At 64.7% G+C, this 17,696-nt stretch carries 13 protein-coding genes; 11 read left to right on the top strand and 2 right to left on the bottom strand.

Annotated features, from left to right (window positions below; genetic code table 11):
- Positions 1 to 291 precede the first annotated feature (291 nt).
- From SO180_RS33880 to SO180_RS33870, 3 genes are all read left to right on the top strand, one after another.
- Positions 292 to 2,310, top strand: coding sequence for a PQQ-dependent sugar dehydrogenase (locus SO180_RS33880; protein WP_449383167.1), 2,019 nt, complete (start codon positions 292 to 294; stop codon positions 2,308 to 2,310).
- Positions 2,267 to 3,208, top strand: a complete 942-nt coding sequence (locus SO180_RS33875) for an SMP-30/gluconolactonase/LRE family protein (protein WP_449383163.1) — start codon at positions 2,267 to 2,269, stop codon at positions 3,206 to 3,208. The genes SO180_RS33880 and SO180_RS33875 overlap by 44 nt, the downstream gene beginning before the upstream one ends.
- 117 nt (positions 3,209 to 3,325) lie before the next feature.
- Positions 3,326 to 4,351, top strand: a complete 1,026-nt coding sequence (locus SO180_RS33870; RefSeq protein WP_449383162.1) for a histone deacetylase family protein — start codon at positions 3,326 to 3,328, stop codon at positions 4,349 to 4,351.
- A 37-nt stretch (positions 4,352 to 4,388) separates the two neighbouring features.
- On the opposite strand, the gene SO180_RS33865 is transcribed toward SO180_RS33870, so the two are convergent.
- On the bottom strand, positions 4,389 to 5,081 hold the full coding sequence (locus tag SO180_RS33865) for a Crp/Fnr family transcriptional regulator (RefSeq protein ID WP_449383166.1): 693 nt from the start codon (positions 5,079 to 5,081) through the stop codon (positions 4,389 to 4,391).
- Between the two features lie 511 nt (positions 5,082 to 5,592).
- Between SO180_RS33865 and SO180_RS33860 the strand changes: the two genes are divergently transcribed.
- The 8 genes from SO180_RS33860 to SO180_RS33825 all read left to right on the top strand — a co-directional run bounded on the left by SO180_RS33860 (position 5,593) and on the right by SO180_RS33825 (position 16,617).
- Positions 5,593 to 6,963 carry an ABC transporter substrate-binding protein gene (locus tag SO180_RS33860; RefSeq protein WP_449383165.1) on the top strand — a complete coding sequence of 457 codons (1,371 nt, stop codon included), beginning with the start codon at positions 5,593 to 5,595 and terminating at the stop codon, positions 6,961 to 6,963.
- 3 nt (positions 6,964 to 6,966) lie between these two features.
- The gene (locus SO180_RS33855; protein ID WP_449383161.1) at positions 6,967 to 7,770 is read left to right on the top strand and encodes an ABC transporter permease; all 804 of its coding nucleotides are present in this window, start codon (positions 6,967 to 6,969) and stop codon (positions 7,768 to 7,770) included.
- Complete coding sequence (locus SO180_RS33850; protein WP_449383160.1) at positions 7,767 to 8,600, top strand: ABC transporter ATP-binding protein; 834 nt, start codon at positions 7,767 to 7,769, stop codon at positions 8,598 to 8,600. Before SO180_RS33855 ends, SO180_RS33850 begins: the two co-directional genes overlap by 4 nt.
- Positions 8,601 to 8,770: 170 nt before the next feature.
- Positions 8,771 to 12,238 (top strand): ATP-binding protein, encoded by a 3,468-nt coding sequence (locus tag SO180_RS33845; RefSeq protein ID WP_449383159.1) that lies wholly within the window; start codon positions 8,771 to 8,773, stop codon positions 12,236 to 12,238.
- A gap of 251 nt (positions 12,239 to 12,489) precedes the next feature.
- The gene (locus SO180_RS33840; protein WP_449383158.1) at positions 12,490 to 13,329 is read left to right on the top strand and encodes a shikimate dehydrogenase; all 840 of its coding nucleotides are present in this window, start codon (positions 12,490 to 12,492) and stop codon (positions 13,327 to 13,329) included.
- 12 nt (positions 13,330 to 13,341) lie between these two features.
- Positions 13,342 to 14,193, top strand: a complete 852-nt coding sequence (locus SO180_RS33835) for an amidohydrolase family protein (protein ID WP_449383157.1) — start codon at positions 13,342 to 13,344, stop codon at positions 14,191 to 14,193.
- A gap of 12 nt (positions 14,194 to 14,205) precedes the next feature.
- Complete coding sequence (locus SO180_RS33830; RefSeq protein WP_449383156.1) at positions 14,206 to 15,360, top strand: ABC transporter substrate-binding protein; 1,155 nt, start codon at positions 14,206 to 14,208, stop codon at positions 15,358 to 15,360.
- A 312-nt stretch (positions 15,361 to 15,672) separates the two neighbouring features.
- The gene (locus tag SO180_RS33825) at positions 15,673 to 16,617 is read left to right on the top strand and encodes a DUF6492 family protein (RefSeq protein ID WP_449383155.1); all 945 of its coding nucleotides are present in this window, start codon (positions 15,673 to 15,675) and stop codon (positions 16,615 to 16,617) included.
- 13 nt (positions 16,618 to 16,630) lie between these two features.
- On the opposite strand, the gene SO180_RS33820 is transcribed toward SO180_RS33825, so the two are convergent.
- Complete coding sequence (locus SO180_RS33820; protein ID WP_449383154.1) at positions 16,631 to 17,695, bottom strand: endo-1,4-beta-xylanase; 1,065 nt, start codon at positions 17,693 to 17,695, stop codon at positions 16,631 to 16,633.
- Between the last annotated feature and the right edge of the window lies 1 nt (position 17,696).

Genomic DNA, 17,696 nt, shown 5'->3' with positions numbered 1-17,696 from the left:
GTATTCGAGCAGTGAAAAAAAACTTGGACCATAGCCGCCTCCTCCACGAAGCGATTCGGACGCAATCAACCCATAACACTCTGACGTTGTCGGAAATATTCGGGTTCAACCCGGTAAGGGAAATTACGGATATTCTGATTCACGGGACGGTGAGCGCGTTACGGATTCTTAACCTTCGGCTGGACGGCGCAGCGGAGGCATGGAACTCTCGATTTGCCGGGGTCGAGGGAGGGGGAAGTCTTGCAATTCGTGAGAAAAGCCTATGGCCGGCTGTGTGTGTTCGCATGCGCTCTGCTGGCTGCGGGGCTTGGCCTTGCGCCACCGGCATCGTCCGAGCCGATCCGGAGAAGCGGCTACGCGATCGGCACCGATACCTGCGGCAGCGGCGATCTCGCCTTCCCGAGACTCAAGATCGACCTCCGCCAAGGGTTTTGTGCAGGTCTCGTCGCCAGCGAGGAGGATCATCTGAAATTCCCGCGGTCGATCATCCAGATCCCCGGTCATGAGCTGTTCGTGGTCGCCGACATGGGCGGCTGGGGCCACACTGATGGCCAGCTCCTGCTGCTCGATCCCCGCGCAGCCGAGGGCAAGCGGATCAAGGAGCTCATCACGGGGATCGAATATCCCTTCGGTCTGGCGATCGGTCCCGACAAGAAACTCTATGCCTCCACCGACGAGACGATTTTCCGCGTCGATCCGCTTGCCGACAATCCGCGCAGCACGGTCGAGACCATCCTTCATCGCCTGCCGGGCCGCCGGCTGACGCTGCCTGACGGCACCAAGCTCGACGAGAGCGCGCATCCGCTCAAGCAGTTCGCGTTCGACCGCACCGGGCGGCTGTTCGTCAATGTCGGTTCGCATAGCGATGACTGCATCACCCACCCGCCGATCACGCGGCCATGCGCGCCGGCGGAAGGCGCCTCGGCGCTTGCCGCGATCTGGATGTTCACGCCGCCTTCAGGCGGCGTCTTTTCCGCGTTGAAGCCCAACGATCCCAATCCGCCGCACGAGGTCTATGCGCGCGGCCTTCGAAACTCGATGGCGCTGGCGCTGCACCCGCAATTTCCCGATCCCGGCTACGCGTTCCTGCAAGGCGAAAACGGCCGCGATCTGCCCGACATCTTCACGCCGAACGAGGAAATCAACGCGATCGAGCGGGGCAAGCACTACGGCTGGCCCTATTGCTACGACCTCTCGACGGTGAGCCCGGAATTCAGGCTGGTGCTGCGATCGGGTCCTTACAAAAACCTCTGCACCAACGGCGCCCTTTACAAGCAGCCGTTTTCGCTGCTGCCACCGCATGGCGCGCCGCTCGGCATGCTCTACTACCACGGCCAAAAATTTCCGGAGCTGGAAGGCAGGTTGCTGATAGCCCTTCATGGCTATCGTCCGACCGGCAGCCGTCTCCTGGCCTATGACGTCGACGATCACGGCTTCCCCAAGATGAGTCCGTCGCCGGTCCGCTACCACGTGAGCTGCGCCGCCCAGCCGACGCGCAGCTTCCAGACTGGCGCGGGCGAGGTCGCGGCGGCACCCTTCGAGGAATTGATCGCTGGCTGGCACCGCGTCAACGGCGCGCGGCCGCAGGGCGCACCCGTCGGCATCACCGTTGCGGAGGATGGCGCGATCTGGCTGGTCGAGGACAAGAACCAGACCGTGATCCGGATCGACCGCACTGATGGCAATGCGCCGGAGCCGCTCCCCTGCGACATGCGTAGCGCGGCGCAGATCGAGCAGCTCGCCGCCCTCGTTGCGAAGGATGCGCAGAACAGGGATCGGCTCTCGGCGCTGCGCAAGGGGCTCGTGGAGAAACACTGCGTCGGCTGCCATTCGGATTTTGGATTGAAGCAGGGCCAATCCGACGCGGAGAAGGACCAGACCGTGCTGCGCTTCATGTTGTCGCAGGACGGCTGGATCTATCCTGGCGATCCCGGGTCCGGGAAGCTGCGCACGCGCCTGCGCGGGCTCGGCGCGGAGAAGCTGATGCCGCCGGGCGGCGAAGCGCTGGCGAAGACCGAGCCCGGCTACGCCCGCCTGCTCGACTTTGCGGACTCACTGGTTGCAAATATGGTTCCGGGAACACGTATGCGCATCAAGCCCGGCCCGCCGACGCGCAAATTCGTCTCGCGCACCAGCAAGGAATGCGGCGAAATGCCGGCCACCAAGGTCGTCGTCGTGACACAAAGGACCGCTGTAGACAAAGCCGGTTTCAGCCGGTTCTACCGGCCGGCCGATCAATATCTCAACGGCGAATGCACCGACGACGATGGCTACTACATCCAGCAGAACGATCTGGTGCCTTTGCAGTAGCGTGCTCCTGGCGATCGCCGCTCAGCCGGCCTTTGGCGAGACGAAGCTGTTCGAAAGCGCGCAGGTGACGCCCGCGGGCGAATACACCTTCGGCATCGAAGGGCCAGCCGTCGATCTCGACGGCAATCTGTTCGTGGTCAATCTCGGCAAGCCCGGCACGATCGGCAGGTTGCCGGCGGGCGGAGCGGCCTCCGGGACGTTCGCGGAGCTTCCGCAAGGCAGCGTCGGCAACTCCATCCGCTTCGATCGCGACGGCACCATGTTCGTTGCCGACTACAAGGGCCACAACATCTTCGCGCTACCCAAGGGCACCACGGAGCCGCGACTCTGGTTTCATTCCGACGAGATGAAGCAGCCGAACGACATGACGATCGCGCGCGACGGCACGATCTATGCGAGCGATCCGAACTGGAAGGGGCGTGAGGGCCATATCTGGCGCATCACCAAGGTGAGGGACGGGTCGGTGCAGGGCCAGCTCATGACGGCGCCGCGCGCGATGGGCACCACCAACGGCATCGATCTCAGCCCGGACGGCAAAATGCTTTATGTCGGCGAATCCAACAGCGGCGAGGTCTGGTCTTACACGATCCGCGGCGCAGAGCTCACCGACGCGAAGCTGATCAAGACGTTCCAGCCCGACACCATCGACGGCCTGCGCACCGACGTCAGCGGCCGACTCTATGTCGCGCGCATTCTCAAAGGCACGATCTCGATCATGAAGCCCAACGGGGCGGTTCAGCGCGAGGTCGCGTTGAAGGGCAAGGAGCCGACCAACCTCGCTTTCGGCGGTGACGACGGCAAGACGGTCTTCGTCACGCAGCGCCAGGGCGGCTTCATTGAGGCCTTCCGCACCGATCAGCAGGGCCGCGAGCATTGCCTGCAACGCGGCCGTTGCTGAGCCGCGATCCGCGCTCCACGCAGGACCGGCACGCAGGATGCGACACCGTTCTCGCTTGCATCGTCGCGCCGCCGGGATCAAGACGTCATCCGATCCCAAGGTCATGGAGCCACCCACGTGAAGGCCGTCTATACCGAACTGCATCGCAGCCACGATCCGCAATTCTTCCTGGTGCGCGGGGTCGTCAAGCGCACGACCGAGCAACCCGAGCGCGCGAACCGGCTGCTCAAGGGTTTGCGGGACGGCAAGCATCAACTGGTCGAGCCGATCACATTCGGGCAGGGACCGCGCGCGCGGATTCACAGTCCGGAATATCTCACCTTCCTCTCTGGGGCCTGGGACGCCTGGAGTGCGCTCGGCGATTCTGGCCCGGAGATGATCGGCAACATCCATCCCGTGCGCCATGCCGCGACCTATCCGACGCACATCGTCGGCAAGCTCGGCTGGCACACCGCCGATACCGCCGCGCCGATCGGGCCCGGCACCTGGGCTGCGGCCTGCGCGGCGACGGATGTTGCGACCACGGCAGCGCAGCTCGTGATGGACGGTGAGACTGCTGCCTACGCGCTCTGCCGTCCGCCCGGCCATCACGCCTATCGCGACATGGCCGGCGGCTTCTGCTTCCTCAACAACAGCGCGATCGCTGCCGCGCATCTTCGGCTCAGGCATGAGCGCGTCGTGATCCTCGACGTCGACGTGCATCACGGCAACGGCACGCAGGGCATCTTCTATACGCGGCCCGACGTCTACACCATCTCGATCCACGCCGATCCGGTCGCGTACTATCCGTTCGTGTGGGGCTATGCCCATGAGCGCGGCGAGGGCGAGGGGCTCGGCACCAATCTCAACATCCCGCTGCCGATCGGCACGGGCGATGACGGCTACATGCAGGCGCTCGCGCGCGCCAAGACCGCAATCGACGCATTCGCGCCCGGCGCGCTCGTCGTGGCGCTCGGCCTCGATGCCTCCGAGCACGATCCGCTGAAGGGGCTCAGCGTCACCACACCGGGCTTCCGCCGTATCGGTCAGGCGATCGCGCGCATGGGACTGCCGACCGTGTTCGTGCAGGAAGGCGGCTATCTCTCGGATATCCTCGGCGCCAACCTGACGTCGGTGCTCGCGGGCTTTGAAGAGGCGCGGTGATCCGGCGCCGCCGGCGCTAAAGCGCGATGAGGTTGATCTAGTCCTTGAACAGGATCTTCTCCAGCAGGTCGATCCGCTTGATGCGAATCACGCTGCCGTCAATGGCGATGATGCGGCGGTTCTGGAAGCGTTTCAGCATCATGGTCACCCATTGCCGGGTTGAGCCGACCATGGCTGCGATCTGGTCATGGGTGATCTTGCGGTCGATGACGATCGTATCGCCGTCGGGATTGCCGTGGAGCTCCGACAGGTTGAGCAGAAGCTGGGCCAGCCGCTCGATCACCGATCGCGTTCCCAGCATCTGCGCCATCGAGGAATAGCACTTGCCCTTTGCGATCAGCCCGTCGATCAGCGCCAACGCGAAGGTCGGCATATCCGTGAGCAGCTTCGCCAGCGCCGCGCCCGACAGGACCGTGATCTCGCAGGTCTCGATGGCGATGCCGGACCACATATGGATGCCGCCGCCGGAGATCTCTGGGCCGCCGATGAAATGCCCCGGCGTCCAGTAGGCCAGCGTGATCTCGCGTCCCGACGGCGCCGTGTAGTAGACGCGCACCTGACCGCGCCGGATAATGAAGATGCCGTCATGCCCCTCGCCCTGGCCGAAGACCATGGCGCCCTGCGGCACGACGACAGTGCGGCCGGCCGCCTGGACCCGCGCCTTCTGTGTAGCCGACAGGCGGTCGAGAAAATGCGCGCCGACGTTCAGGCCGTCGACCGTCTCGCTCATGAACAATGCCGAAGCATTTGTCGTGGCCCGCAGGGCGCGCGCGGTTCCGATGTCCTCCGCATGGCGCCAGTCGAGCCCGAGGGCCGGAAGCCTTCGGCCTCGCGACGTCGTCGCCGCCTCTTTGGGTGTCGTCATCGCTGTCCGTCTGCGCTCGGCATTCGCAACTAGGTAAGTGCGATGCGGGTGGAATGTCCATCTCTTTGAAGGCGTCCACGTGCACTTAGCAAAGCTCTTGCGCCAGGCGCGTGCCGTTGAAACGATTTCATCTGTCGACGGCTTGCTCCCGAGAAAAATCATTCGATGTCAGGCGTTCGAAACGACGACGAAATTGCCACACGGGCTGTCGCGAGTGCGCGACGCAAGTAATTGCTTCAACGCGAACGAGCGAAATCCAATAGTTGCCGGCGAGTCACTTCGTGCCGGTGCGGGCAGCCCGGCCATTGCGAGCGAGGACCGTTGCATGATCTCTTTTGGCCCCGTGAGGGGAAGCGTCGCCGCCGTCGTCGTCACGATGGCTCTCGTCGGGTCGTCGCGTGCCGAGACCATCAGGGTTGCAGTCGGGACGCAGGACACCACGATCAATTGCGCGACCGGTGGCTTGCTGATCCGCGAGCTCAAGCTCCTGGAGAAATTTTTGCCGCATGACGGCAAGTACAAGGATGTCACTTACGACATTCAGTGGAAGAACTTTACCAGCGGCGCGCCGCTGACCAACGAGATGGTCGCAGGCAAGCTCGATTTCGGCGCGATGGCAGATTTTCCGGGATCGCTGAACGGCGTCGCCTTCCAGAAGGCCGGGCGCCGCAGCCTCTTCATCAGCGTACTGTCGGGAAGCACCAAGGGCAGCGGCAACGGCATCGTGGTCCCGGCGAATTCGCCGGCGCAGTCGCTCGACGATCTCAAGGGCAAGACGATCTCCGTTCCCTTTGCCTCGACCTCCCACGGCATGCTGTTGCGTGCGATCGAGGCCAAGGGCTGGAATCCCGAGACCGACGTCAACATCATCACACAGGCGCCGGAAGTCGCCGGACCGGCCTTGCAGGCCGGCAAGGTCGAGGCGCATGCGGATTTCGTCCCGTTTGCCGAGCTGTTTCCCTGGCGCGGCTTTGCCCGCAAGATATTCGACGGCGCGCAGGCCAACGCCCCGACGTTCCATGGCGCGCTGGTCGACGTCGACTATGCCGAAAAATATCCGGAAGTCGTGGTCGCCTACTTGCGCGCGGCGATTGAAGCGGATCGTCTGATCGCCGAGGAGCCGGAGACATACAGCGAGCTGGTCGCCAAGGTCACCGGGATCGAGGCCGAGGTCGACTATCTCTTTCATGGCCCGCTGGGGCTCCAGACCCGCGACGTCACCTGGAAGCCCGAATATCGCCAGGCGGTCGCGACCTCGATCAAGACCTTGAAGCTCCTCAAGCGCGCCGACAGCGATCTCGACATCAACCAGTTTGTCACCGACAAGTTCATCCGTGCCGCGCTCGCGCAAGTCGGTCGTGACTATGATGCCGAGCTGAAGAACTATGCGCAGCTTCCGTTGAAGGCGAAGGATGCGACGACCGGCGCGGAGATCGCCGACTTCAGCCGCGTCGCGCAGATCTGGGTCAAGGGCGAGCCGCATGTCCGCCACTATGCCTCGCCCGAGAGCGCACTGAAGGCGCTCGCGGGCCTCGAGAAGGACGGCAAGGCCATCCGCGTCGTCTATGCGCAGGATCGTGAAAGCGGCATCAAGCTGTTCGCGAACCGGGCCTGGTTCGTCCGGTCGGCGAATGGCGAGTTGAGCGCCTTCCTGCTGAAGGACGCCGCCGAGCGTTGGTCGAAGCAGCATGGTGGCGAGGTCGTCGACTTCAACGCCGCGCGCGAGCCCCTCGTTGCGAGCCGGTGAACGATGCCAACCGTCTCAGCAACCGGTGGCTTGGCGCGTGCCCGATGGTTGATCCGCGGCTTCTCCATCCTGGCCTGCATCGCCCTCTGGCAGCTCGCCGCGACGCTGCATGTCAATCTGGGAGTCGTCACGTTCCGCAACGTGCCGCCGCCGACCGAGGTCGTCCAGTCCGCCGTCGTGCTGTTGAAGTCGCCGAAGCTGGCCGCGCATATCTCGAGCAGCCTGTGGCGCGTGCTCGCCGGATATGGCGCGGCGGCCGTTGTCGGCGTGGTGTTCGGCTTTGCGATCGGCCGGTCGCGTGCCGCGAGTGATTTGCTGCTGCCGCCGCTCGAATTGCTGCGGCCGATTCCTGCCGTGGCCTGGATCCCGCTCTCGATCCTGATCTTCCCGTCCTCGGAATTGTCGATGATCTTCATCACCTTCATCGGCGCCTTGTTTCCGATCGTGCTCAATACGGTCCATGGCGTCGGCAATGTCGATCGCCGGCTGGTTGCCTCCGCACGCAGCCTCGGCGCTTCAGGCGTCTCCATCCTGCGCGAGGTGGTGCTGCCGGACGCCGCGCCCAGCATCGTGACGGGGCTTGCCATAGGCATGGGGACCTCATGGTTCTGTCTGGTCACGGCGGAAATGATCTCCGGCCAGTTCGGCATCGGCTATTACACCTGGGAGGCCTATACGCTGCAAAACTATGCCGACATCATCGTCGGCATGCTGATCATTGGCCTGCTCGGCATGGGCAGCAGCTGGCTGCTCACGACAGCCGGCCGGCTGCTGATGCCCTGGCGCAACCCGTCGGTCGCGCGATGAACATCCGCGTCTCCGATATTCCGGTGCGCGGCGTCGGCCGCATCGACATTGCCGGTGTATCGATCTCGCTCGGCGAAGGTGCTGACGCTTTCGAGGCGGTGGACCGCCTGAACTTTACCATCGCGCCGGGCGAATTGGTCTGTGTGCTCGGTCCTTCCGGCTGCGGCAAGTCAACCCTGCTCGGTGCGTTGGCCGGACACCTGAAGATCACGGCGGGCGAGCTTGCCCTGGACGGGCAGCCGATCCGCGGCCCGAGCCCGGACCGCGGCATGGTGTTCCAGCAGCACACGCTGTTTCCGTGGAAACGGGTGCAGGACAACGTTGCTTTCGGCCCGAAGATGCGCGGGGTCGGCAAGGTGGAGCGGCGGCGCGCCGCCGACGAGATCCTGAAGCTGGTCGGATTGTCGGGGTTCGAGCGGTTCTATCCCTCGCAACTGTCCGGCGGCATGCAGCAGCGGGTCGAGATTGCACGTGTCCTGATCAACCAGCCGCGCGTGCTGCTGATGGACGAGCCCTTCAGCGCGCTCGATGCGCTGACGCGCAGCCTGATGCAGGAGGTCCTGCTCGACATCTGGAGCAAGATCCCGACCACGACGGTGTTCGTGACCCATGACATCGACGAGGCGCTGTTCCTGGCGGACCGGATCGTGGTGATGAGCGCGAGGCCCGGGCGGGTGATCGAGGATTTCGTCCTGCCATTCGCGCGGCCGCGCAGCCACGATCTCGTGACCGAGCCCGATTTCGTGCGCCTGAAACGCCACGTCATGCAGCTTCTGCGGCGCCCTGAGGGTACCGAGCCGCTGGCGCGCCTCAGTCCGCTCGGTGTGTAGCTCTCAAAACACCCCGCTCGCCGGCGGGGGTGCCGTGCCTTTTCGATCCAGTTGAGCTATTCTTCAAAAAACTGTGAAACGCGTCCAGTCCGAGGTGGAGTTTTGGCTCTCAAAGTTTGTGATTGAGGGCATATTCTCTTCGACGGAGTGGGCAGTCGAACGGAAGCAGCATGCTGGAGACGGAGCCGGGCGCGGCGACGGAAACGGATTTGAAAGGCTGGCTTGAGGGCGCGGGGCTCGGCCAATACACCGAACTTTTTGCACAGCATCGGCTCGACCTCGACGTCATGCCTGACCTGACGGAGGCCGATCTCGCCGAGCTCGGCCTGCCGCTCGGCGATCGCAAGCGGCTGCGCCGTGCGATGGCGACGCTGCTTTCGCCCGAACCGGCCGGGCCCTCGCCAGCTCCGCAAGCAACGGCGCGCGCCGAGGTCGGGGCCGAGCGGCGGCAGCTCACCACCATGTTTTGCGACATGGTGGATTCGACCCCGCTCTCGGCCCGGTTCGACCCCGAAGACGTGCGCGACATGATCGCGAGCTTCCGCGAGACCTGCGTCCGCGTGGTCAAGCATTATGAGGGTTTTGCCGCCCGCTTCGTCGGCGACGGCATCCTGGTCTATTTCGGCTATCCGACCGCGCATGAGGACGACGCCGAGCGCGCGGTGCGCGCCGGGCTCGAGATCGTGCGGGTGCTATCGACGGCCCGCGCGGTCGAGCCGCGCGGTGCGCTGAGCCACGCGCCGGCGGTGCGCATCGGCATCGCCACCGGTCTCGTCGTGGTCGGCGATCTCGTCGGTCAGGGCACCGAGGAGCGCGATTCCGCAGTCGGCGAAACCGTCAATCTCGCCGCGCGGCTCCAGGGGCTGGCGCCGCCGAACGGAGTGGTCATCTCTGCTTCCACTCAGTCGCTGCTGAAGGGCAAGTTCGACTACCGCAATCTCGGCATCCAGGCCCTCAAGGGTCTTTCCGAGAAGGTCCAGGCCTGGCACGTGGTGCGGCCCTCGCGGGTGGAGACGCGCTTCGCCGCCTCCATGGGCACGCGACTGACGCCGCGCGTCAATCGCGAGGAGGAGGTCTCGCTGCTGACGGGGCGCTGGCAGCAGGCGAGGCAGGGCGACGGACAGGTCGTGGTGCTGTTCGGCGAGCCCGGGATCGGCAAGTCCCGCATCGTCCAGGAGATATTCGGAACCATCGCGGGTGAGCGGCACAGGCAGATCTCGTTGCAGTGCTCTCCGTACTATACCTCGACCGCGTTCCATCCGTTCAGCGCGCAGCTCAAATTCGTGCTCGGGCTCGACCGCGAGGACGCGACTGCGATGTCGCTCTCGAATCTCGAAGCCGCCGTGGCCGTCGCTGGAAGCGAGGTCGCGCAGGTGACCCCGCTGCTCGCTGCGCTGCTGTCGATCCCGACGGGCGACCGCTACCCGCCGCTCGACCTGTCGCCGCAGCAGCAGAAGGACGCGACGGTGTCCGCCATCGTCAACCATCTGCTTGGGCTTGCGCGCGAGCAGCCGCTCGTCATCGCCTTCGAGGACCTGCACTGGATCGATCCGACCTCGCGCGAGGTCATCGATCTCCTGGTCGACAAGGTGCATGGCCAGCCGATCCTCGTCGTCATCACCGCGCGGTCGGAGTTTCAGCCGAGCTGGAATGCGCATTCGCACATCACGACGCTGGTGTTGAACCGGCTGAGCCGGCAATTGCGCACGACCCTGGTCGAGCGCGTTGCAGGGCGGGAGCTTCCCAAGGAGGTCGTCGAGGAGATCATCGTCAAGACCGACGGCGTGCCGCTGTTCCTGGAGGAATTGACCAAGACCGTCCTCGAATCCAACCTGCTGACCGAACGACACGGCCGCTACGTGCTGTCCGGCGAGTGGCGGCAGCTCGCGATCCCGGCGACGCTGACGGACTCGCTGATGGCGCGCCTCGACCGCATGGGCCCGTTCAAGAAGATCGCGCAGATCGGCGCCACCATCGGCCGCGAGTTCTCCTACGAGACGCTTCACGCCGTCGCCAACACGCCCGCCGACCAGATCGAGGCGGCGCTCGATCATCTGGAGGAGGCCGGCCTGATCGTGCGTCGCGGTCACCCGCCGGATGCGCTCTACGCATTCAGGCACGTGATGATCCAGAACGCGGCGCATGCCAGCCTGTTGCACAGCGAGCGGCGCAAGCTGCATTCGCGGATCGCCCAGGTGCTCGCCGAGATGTACCCGGAGAAGACCGCGCGCGAGCCCGAGCTTCTCGCCCACCATCTGACCGAATCCGGCCAGAGCGAAGGCGCCGCGAGCTTCTGGCTCAAGGCGGGCGAGCAGGCCGCGAAGACCGGCGGCAATCTGGAGGCAATCGGGCATCTGCGCCGCGGCTTGAGCGTCGTCCAGGCCAATGCGCGCATGCAGGGTGCGGGCGAGATCGAGCTCGAGCTGCGCATCGCGCTCGGCAACGCGCTGATCGCGGCCAAGGGCTATGCGGTGCAGGAGGTCGAGGAAAACTACATCCGCGCCCTCGAGCTCGGCCAGCAGCTCGATGACGAGCAGAAGACGTTTGCGGCGACGCGCGGGCTCTGGGTCTGCCATTTCATCCGCGCGGATCTGACGCGCGCGCACGATCTCAGCGTCGAGCTGTTGAAGTTTGCCAAGCGCCAGCGGCTGAACGAGCGGGCGCAGCCCGCGCAGCAGACCGGCTATCTCATGGAGGCCCATCGCGCAATCGCGATGACCATGCTCTATCGCGGGCGTTTTGCGGCGGCTCAGCATCATCTGCGCCGCTGCGTCAATCTCTACAATGCGGATCTGCACGCCGACCTGGTGGTGCGGCACGGCACCGATCCCGGCGTCGTGTCGCTGTCCTATCTCGGCTATCTCCTGTGGTTCCTCGGCCAGCCCGATGTAGCGCGCCAGCACAGCGAACAGGCGATCGCCAATGCCGAGAAGATCCGTCATCCCTTCACGCTCGCCTTCGCGCTGGTGTTCGGCGCCTATCTCTGCCAGCACCTATGCGACGTCGAAGGCACGCGCGATCACGCCAACCGCGCCATGATCATCGCCACCGAGCACAATTTCCTGCACTGGAAGCAGCAGGCTGCGATCCTACGAGGCTGGGCGCTGACGCAGCTTGGCGACGTCGACGATGGATTGAGCCAGATGCGCGTCGGCCTCGACGAATACGAGGCGATGGATTCCTGGCTCGCCGGCTGCTGGTTCAGGTGCTTGTTGGCCGAGGCCTATGCGAAGGCCGGCTTCCGCGAGGCGGCTCTGCGCGCGCTCGACGGCGCGCTTGCAACCGCACGGCGCACTGGCGATCACTTCTACCTCGCCGAAGTCTATCGGTTGCAGGGCGAGATCACGCTCACCGAGGGCGGGCCGACCTCGGCCCATGAGGCCGAAGGTCTCTATGAGTGCTCGCTCGACGTCGCCCGCAAGCAGGGTGCACTATCCTGGGAGCTGAGGACCGCAATCAGCCTGGCGCGCCTCTGGCGGGACGCCGGCAAGGTCGGGCAGGCCGAACGGCTGCTCGGCCCCATCGTCGGCAAGTTCAGCGAAGGCTTCCTGACACCGGACCTGATGCAGGCGGTGCAATTGCTCAAGGAACTGGGCTCCGAAGCTGCTGGCCGTCAACAGGTCGACGTGGAGCGATAGAGCGTCGCACCGCTGCGCGTTCACGGCAACGTGCAGGAACCAAGCAGGGCCGGCGCTCACCTCTCTTTGCACGGCATTTGCCGCCGCGATTTTCTCGTCCCGAGATTCCGATTGCCTGCGATTGGCGTTCCGCCTAATAATCTTGTACAGTTGAACAAAAGCAGAGGTCCGTCGGCCGTCCTTGGTGCCGGCAAGGGCCGGCCGACGCCTGCCGTAGCGGGTGTCGCGCCAACGGAGGATGGATCGAAAGCATGTCCGCAAACGGCTTTGGACTCGCCGGCGTCATCGGAATGCCGGTCGCGCATTCGCGCTCGCCGGTGATTCACAATTATTGGCTGAATGCCCACGGCATCCGTGGCGTCTATGTGCCGCTCGCAGTTCAGCCCGAGCGGTTGAAGGACGCGCTGGCTGGCCTCGTCGCGCTTGGATTCCGCGGCTGCAACGTCACCATGCCTCACAAGCAGACGGCGATGGCGCTGCTCACCCGCGTCAACGACACCGCGCGCCGCATCGGCGCCGTCAACACCATCGTCGTCGAGGAGGACGGCACGCTGTCCGGCTTCAACAATGACGGCAACGGTTTTGTGCAGAGCCTGCGCGATGCGCGTGCGGACTGGCGCGCCGACGAGGGACCGATTTTGCTGCTGGGCGCTGGCGGCGCCTCACGCGCGGTTGTCGTGGCGCTGCTCGAAAACGGCGCGCGTGAGATCCTGATCACCAACCGCACGGCGGACAAGGCGGAGGCTTTGGCCAAGGAGTTCGGCGCAAACGTCCGCGCGGTCGCCTGGGCGGACCGCAGCGCCACCGTTGCCGACAAGGCGCTGGTCGTCAACTGCACCGATCGCGGCATGGTCGGCAAGGACGCGCTCGAGATCGACCTGTCGCGGCTGAATCCTTCGACGCTGGTTGCCGATCTCATCTACACGCCGCTCGAGACGCCGTTCCTGGCTGAGGCCCGCACGCGCGGATGCAAGACCGTGAACGGGCTCGGCCTGCTGCTCAACCAGGCGCGGCTCGCTTTCAAGGCCTGGTTCGGCGTCATGCCCTACGTGACGCCCGATCTCATCAAGGCCATCGAAGCGACCTTCTAGAAGCACTTCGCCATGACCATCCCGGCGTGTCCCAAGATCGATTGCCACATCCACGCCATCGATCCCGCGCGGTTTCCATACACGCCTACAACACCCTATCGGCCGAGCGGGCAGGAGATCGCACCAGCCGCGCAGTTTCTCCGCGTGTTCGACGTCTTCGACGTCAGGCACGCGCTCGTCGTCGCCACCAACACCGGCTATGGCAGTGACAGCCGCATCCTGCTCGACGCGCTCGCGCAAGGGAAGGGCCGCTTCAGGGGCGTCGCGGTGGTCGAGAACGATGTCGAGGTGAAGGAGCTGGAGCGACTCAAAGCGGCCGGCGTGATCGGCGTCGCCTTCAACGTCCCGTTCCACGGCACCGATTACTATCTCAACACCGCGCCGCTGTTGGCGAAGCTGAGCGATCTTGGCCTCTTCCTCCAGATCCAGGTCGAGCACGATCAATTGCTGGCTTTGCTGCCGCTGATCGAAAAGTCGAACGTCAAGTTTGTGATCGATCATTGCGGTCGGCCGCCGGTCGAGCAGGGCCTGAACGGCAAAGCCTTCCAGGCGCTGCTGGCAATCGGCCGCACGCGCGATGCGCACGTCAAGCTGTCGGGCTACTACAAGTTCTCGAGGCTGACGCACCCTTACGAAGACACTTGGCCCTTCATCGCGGCGCTGGTCGAGGCCTTCACACTCGATCGCTGCGTCTGGGGCTCGGACTATCCGTTCCTGCGGGCCCCGGAGCGGCTGGATTATGGGCCACTGCTCGCGGTGCTGAGCCGGCTCTTTCCCGATCCGGCCGATCAGCATCGCCTGTTGTGGCGAACGCCGGCACGGCTGCTCGGCTTCGACCCAGATCATCAAGATAACAAAGAATAGAGGGAGAACGTCATGAAGGCTTTGGGACAATGGAGCGGCATCGTTGCCGCTGCGTGGCTGTACGCTGGCCTTGCGCAGGCGCAGACGACGGTTTACATCCCTGATGTCGTCGAGCTGTCCGGCCCCGGCGCGGTCTCCGGCACCAACTGGCGCGACGGCGTCGCGCTCGCGATCGACGAGATCAACGCCTCCGGCGGCATTCTGGGCCGCAAGATCGAGACCGAGCATCTCGACACCCAGAGCAATCCCGGCGTCTCTCGTGCCCAGGTGCAGAAGGTCTTGGACAAGGACCCGTACGTCGTGCTCGGGCCGATCTATTCCGGCTCAGTCAAGGTCAACATGGCGCTGACGCAGGCGGCCGAGATTCCGCAGATCGTCGGCGCGGAAGCCGCCGACATCACCACGCAGGGCAACCCGTTCGTCTTCCGCACTGCCTTCGGCCAGCAATTCTCCATGCCCAAGATCGCCAACTATCTGCACGACAAGCTGAAGGTGAAGACGGTGGCGCTGGTCTGGGTCAATAATGACTTCGGCAAGGGCGGCCACGACAATTTTCTAAAGGAGATGAAGGCGCGCAATATCGACATCACGGCTGACATCTCGACCGAGCAGGGCCAGGTCGATTTCGGTTCCGACGTCATCAAGCTGAAGACCGCCAAGGCCGATGCCGTCTTCGTCTACACCAACGAGGAGGAGAGCGCCCGCTTCCTGATCGAGGCGCGTCGGCAGGGCCTGTCGACGCCGCTGTTCGGCGAGACCACGTTGCTCAGCCAGAAGGTCGTCGAGCTCGCCGGCCCCGCCGCCAACGGTGTGCGTGGCCATGTCGGCCTTTCCGCCGACGCGCCGGTGCCCGCGATCCAGGACTTCGCCAAGAAATTCAGCGCGCGATACAAATACTGGCCCGACCACAACGGCATCAAGGGCTACACCGCGGTCTATCTCGTCAAATACCTCACCGAGAAGATCGGCAAGTTCGACAGCAAGGCCTTCGCTGCAGCCATGAAAGGCTTGACGCTGACGCCGGACAAGGCGCCGGGCATGCTGATGGAAGCGAGCTGGGACCAGAACGGGGACATCGACCGTGCAAGCTTCCTCGCCGAGATCGTCGAAGGCAAGCAGAAGATCGTCGAGACGCTGCCGAAGCTGAAGGGCGGGAAGGGGGAGTGAGGGCGGCGCGCTACGGCGGCGCCTATCACCGTCACCCTGCGGTGGCCGCAAAGCGGCCCTCCAAGGGCGACGGCCCGGCTGCTACCGCGGGGCCGTTCATCCTTCGAGGCTCCCCATGTGGCGCGTCGCGCCCCATGGCTCGCACCTCAGGATGACGGGATCGACAGCGTCGTCATTGCTATGCGTGGTGAAGCCGCATCGGGATCCATACAGCGGAGCTTTACCTTGATTTGGAAAGTGAGTTTCCCGCTTTAGGTGGCCCCGGTAAGTTGGCCCGCAATGCCCCCCTGACAACCCGGCCCGAGCGCGTTCATGCATTCCGTTGCACTGCTGACAGCCAGCTACGCCAAGGATCTCGAGCGCTTCTCGCTGCTCGCCGAGAGCATCGACACGTGGTTAACGGGATACACCAGGCACTACGTCGTCGTTAACGACGAGGACGCTGCGCTGTTCGCGCGTTTTGCCTCCGAGAAGCGCGTCATCGTGCCGGTGTCGCGCTATCTGCCGCGATGGCTGTTCGCGGCGCCCTCGTTCCTGCGGCGGGGCAACCGCAAGGTCTGGCTGTCGCTGCTATCCTCTCCGGTGCATGGCTGGCACATCCAGCAAATCGTCAAGATCGCGGGCGTGCTTGGCGCGCCCGAGCAGCGCGTCTGCATCCTGGATTCGGACAATCTGTTCTTCCGCGAGTTCGACGTCGGCCAATATGCAGGCTCGGCGAAGGCGCCGCTGTTCGTCGCGCGCGGTGCGATCGGCGCGGAAACACCGCTGCACTGCCTGTGGCTGCGCACCGTCGATCAATTGCTCGGCGTGCCGCAGACGCGCCTCCCCGCGGATGACTATGTCGGCAACGCGCTGGTCTGGGACAAGGATTCGGTGCGGGCGATGACCGACGCGATCAAGTCGGTGACGGGAACGAGCTGGATCCTGGCGCTGTGCCGCCGCAAGAAATTCTCCGAATACCTGCTCTACGGCCACTTCGTCGCCAATTCGCAAAAACATCTGGCGGCGCACGAGATCACCGAGGACAGCATTGCGGTGTCGCACTGGGACGACACCCGGCTCGACCGCGCGGCGATCGAAGCGATGATGCGCGCCGCTTCGCCCCGGCAGGTCGCGCTCTGCATCCAGTCCTACTCGTCGACCTCGATCGAGGACATCCGCGACGTGTTCCGCCTGCGCTCAATCGCGCCGAGCCTTGCGCCCGGCGATCACGTCGGGGATGGCGCCGGGATCGCAACGCCGAAAACAGTGCAATAGTGGGGCACGCGGCTCAGGCGGCCTTCATGAATTTGGTGATCACATCCATCAGCGGCTTCGGCTGAAAGTTGCCGTCGAGCGGCAGCGGCCGGTTCGGCTGCTTGTCGGGCCGCTTGAACATCCCGTTGATCCAGCTGTAGCGATCCGAGATGCCCCAGCTCAGGATCGAATTGAGCGGGCCGCTCGCGGTGATTGCCGTCAAGAGGTCGTCCACGCGCTTTGCGACGATGGCGTCGCGCTGCGCCGGATCGCCGGGCAGCTTCTGGTCGTCGACGTCGAGCTCGGTGACGAGGACCTCGAGCCCCCATGAGCGCAGCTCGGCGACGAAGGCGGCAAGCCCGTCCTTGTCGATCTCGAGCTCGGCATGCAGATGCGACTGTAATCCGACCGCGTGCAGCGGAACGCCCTGATCGAGCAGGTCCTGGATCAGGTTGCGGTAGGCCGCGCGCTTGGCGATGAAACTGTCCTTGGCGGATTCGATGTCGTACTCGTTGATCGCGAGCTTGACGAAGGGATCGGCGGCCGCCGCCGTGCGGAAGGCCAGCGGAATCCAGCGCTCGCCCAGCATGCTCGACCAGTAGCAGTCGCGCCGATCGGTGATCTTCCGCGGATTGTCGGGAATCGGCTCGTTGACCACGTCCCACGAGGTCAGCTTGTCCTTGTAGTAGGCAACGACGGTCGAGATGTGATCGACGAAGGCCCGCTCGGCCGCCTTCGTTTCCTTGATCTCCTTGGTCCAGTCAGGGATGTCGTGATACCAGGCGAGGGTGTGGCCGCGCATCGTCAGGTCATTTTGCCGGGCGAAATCCAGGATCGCATCGGCGCGCTCGAACGCAAAGGTGTGCGGGTCCGGCCGCAGCATCGGCCATTTCAGCTCGAGGACCGGAACGACCTGCGTGCAATACGTGCTGATTGCTTCGCCGAGCCGTGGGTCGGCCTGCAAATCCCACAACGTGGCCGCAGCGCCATAACCGGGACGGCGGCTGAGCTGCTTCGAGGTCTGGGCTGCTGCCGGGGCGCCGGCCGCGAGCGCAGCAGCTGAGCCAAGAAGAAATTCGCGTCTGTCGAGGCTCGGCATG

The sequence above is a fragment of the Bradyrhizobium sp. UFLA05-112 genome, assembly GCF_053572325.1.
This window is presented reverse-complemented; position numbering and strand designations above follow the sequence as displayed.

What these genes read in the sequence shown, in the direction of transcription:
- SO180_RS33875 (WP_449383163.1), top strand. Translation starts at nt 2,267, where the DNA reads ATGGCTACTACATCCAGCAGAACGATCTGGTGCCTTTGCAGTAGCGTG.
- SO180_RS33865 (WP_449383166.1), bottom strand. Translation starts at nt 5,081, where the DNA reads ATGAGCGAGACGGTCGACGGCCTGAACGTCGGCGCGCATTTTCTCGAC.
- SO180_RS33860 (WP_449383165.1), top strand. Translation starts at nt 5,593, where the DNA reads ATGGCTCTCGTCGGGTCGTCGCGTGCCGAGACCATCAGGGTTGCAGTC.
- SO180_RS33855 (WP_449383161.1), top strand. Translation starts at nt 6,967, where the DNA reads ATGCCAACCGTCTCAGCAACCGGTGGCTTGGCGCGTGCCCGATGGTTG.
- SO180_RS33850 (WP_449383160.1), top strand. Translation starts at nt 7,767, where the DNA reads ATGAACATCCGCGTCTCCGATATTCCGGTGCGCGGCGTCGGCCGCATC.
- SO180_RS33845 (WP_449383159.1), top strand. Translation starts at nt 8,771, where the DNA reads ATGCTGGAGACGGAGCCGGGCGCGGCGACGGAAACGGATTTGAAAGGC.
- SO180_RS33840 (WP_449383158.1), top strand. Translation starts at nt 12,490, where the DNA reads ATGTCCGCAAACGGCTTTGGACTCGCCGGCGTCATCGGAATGCCGGTC.
- SO180_RS33835 (WP_449383157.1), top strand. Translation starts at nt 13,342, where the DNA reads ATGACCATCCCGGCGTGTCCCAAGATCGATTGCCACATCCACGCCATC.
- SO180_RS33830 (WP_449383156.1), top strand. Translation starts at nt 14,206, where the DNA reads ATGAAGGCTTTGGGACAATGGAGCGGCATCGTTGCCGCTGCGTGGCTG.
- SO180_RS33825 (WP_449383155.1), top strand. Translation starts at nt 15,673, where the DNA reads ATGCATTCCGTTGCACTGCTGACAGCCAGCTACGCCAAGGATCTCGAG.
- SO180_RS33820 (WP_449383154.1), bottom strand. Translation starts at nt 17,695, where the DNA reads ATGCCGAGCCTCGACAGACGCGAATTTCTTCTTGGCTCAGCTGCTGCG.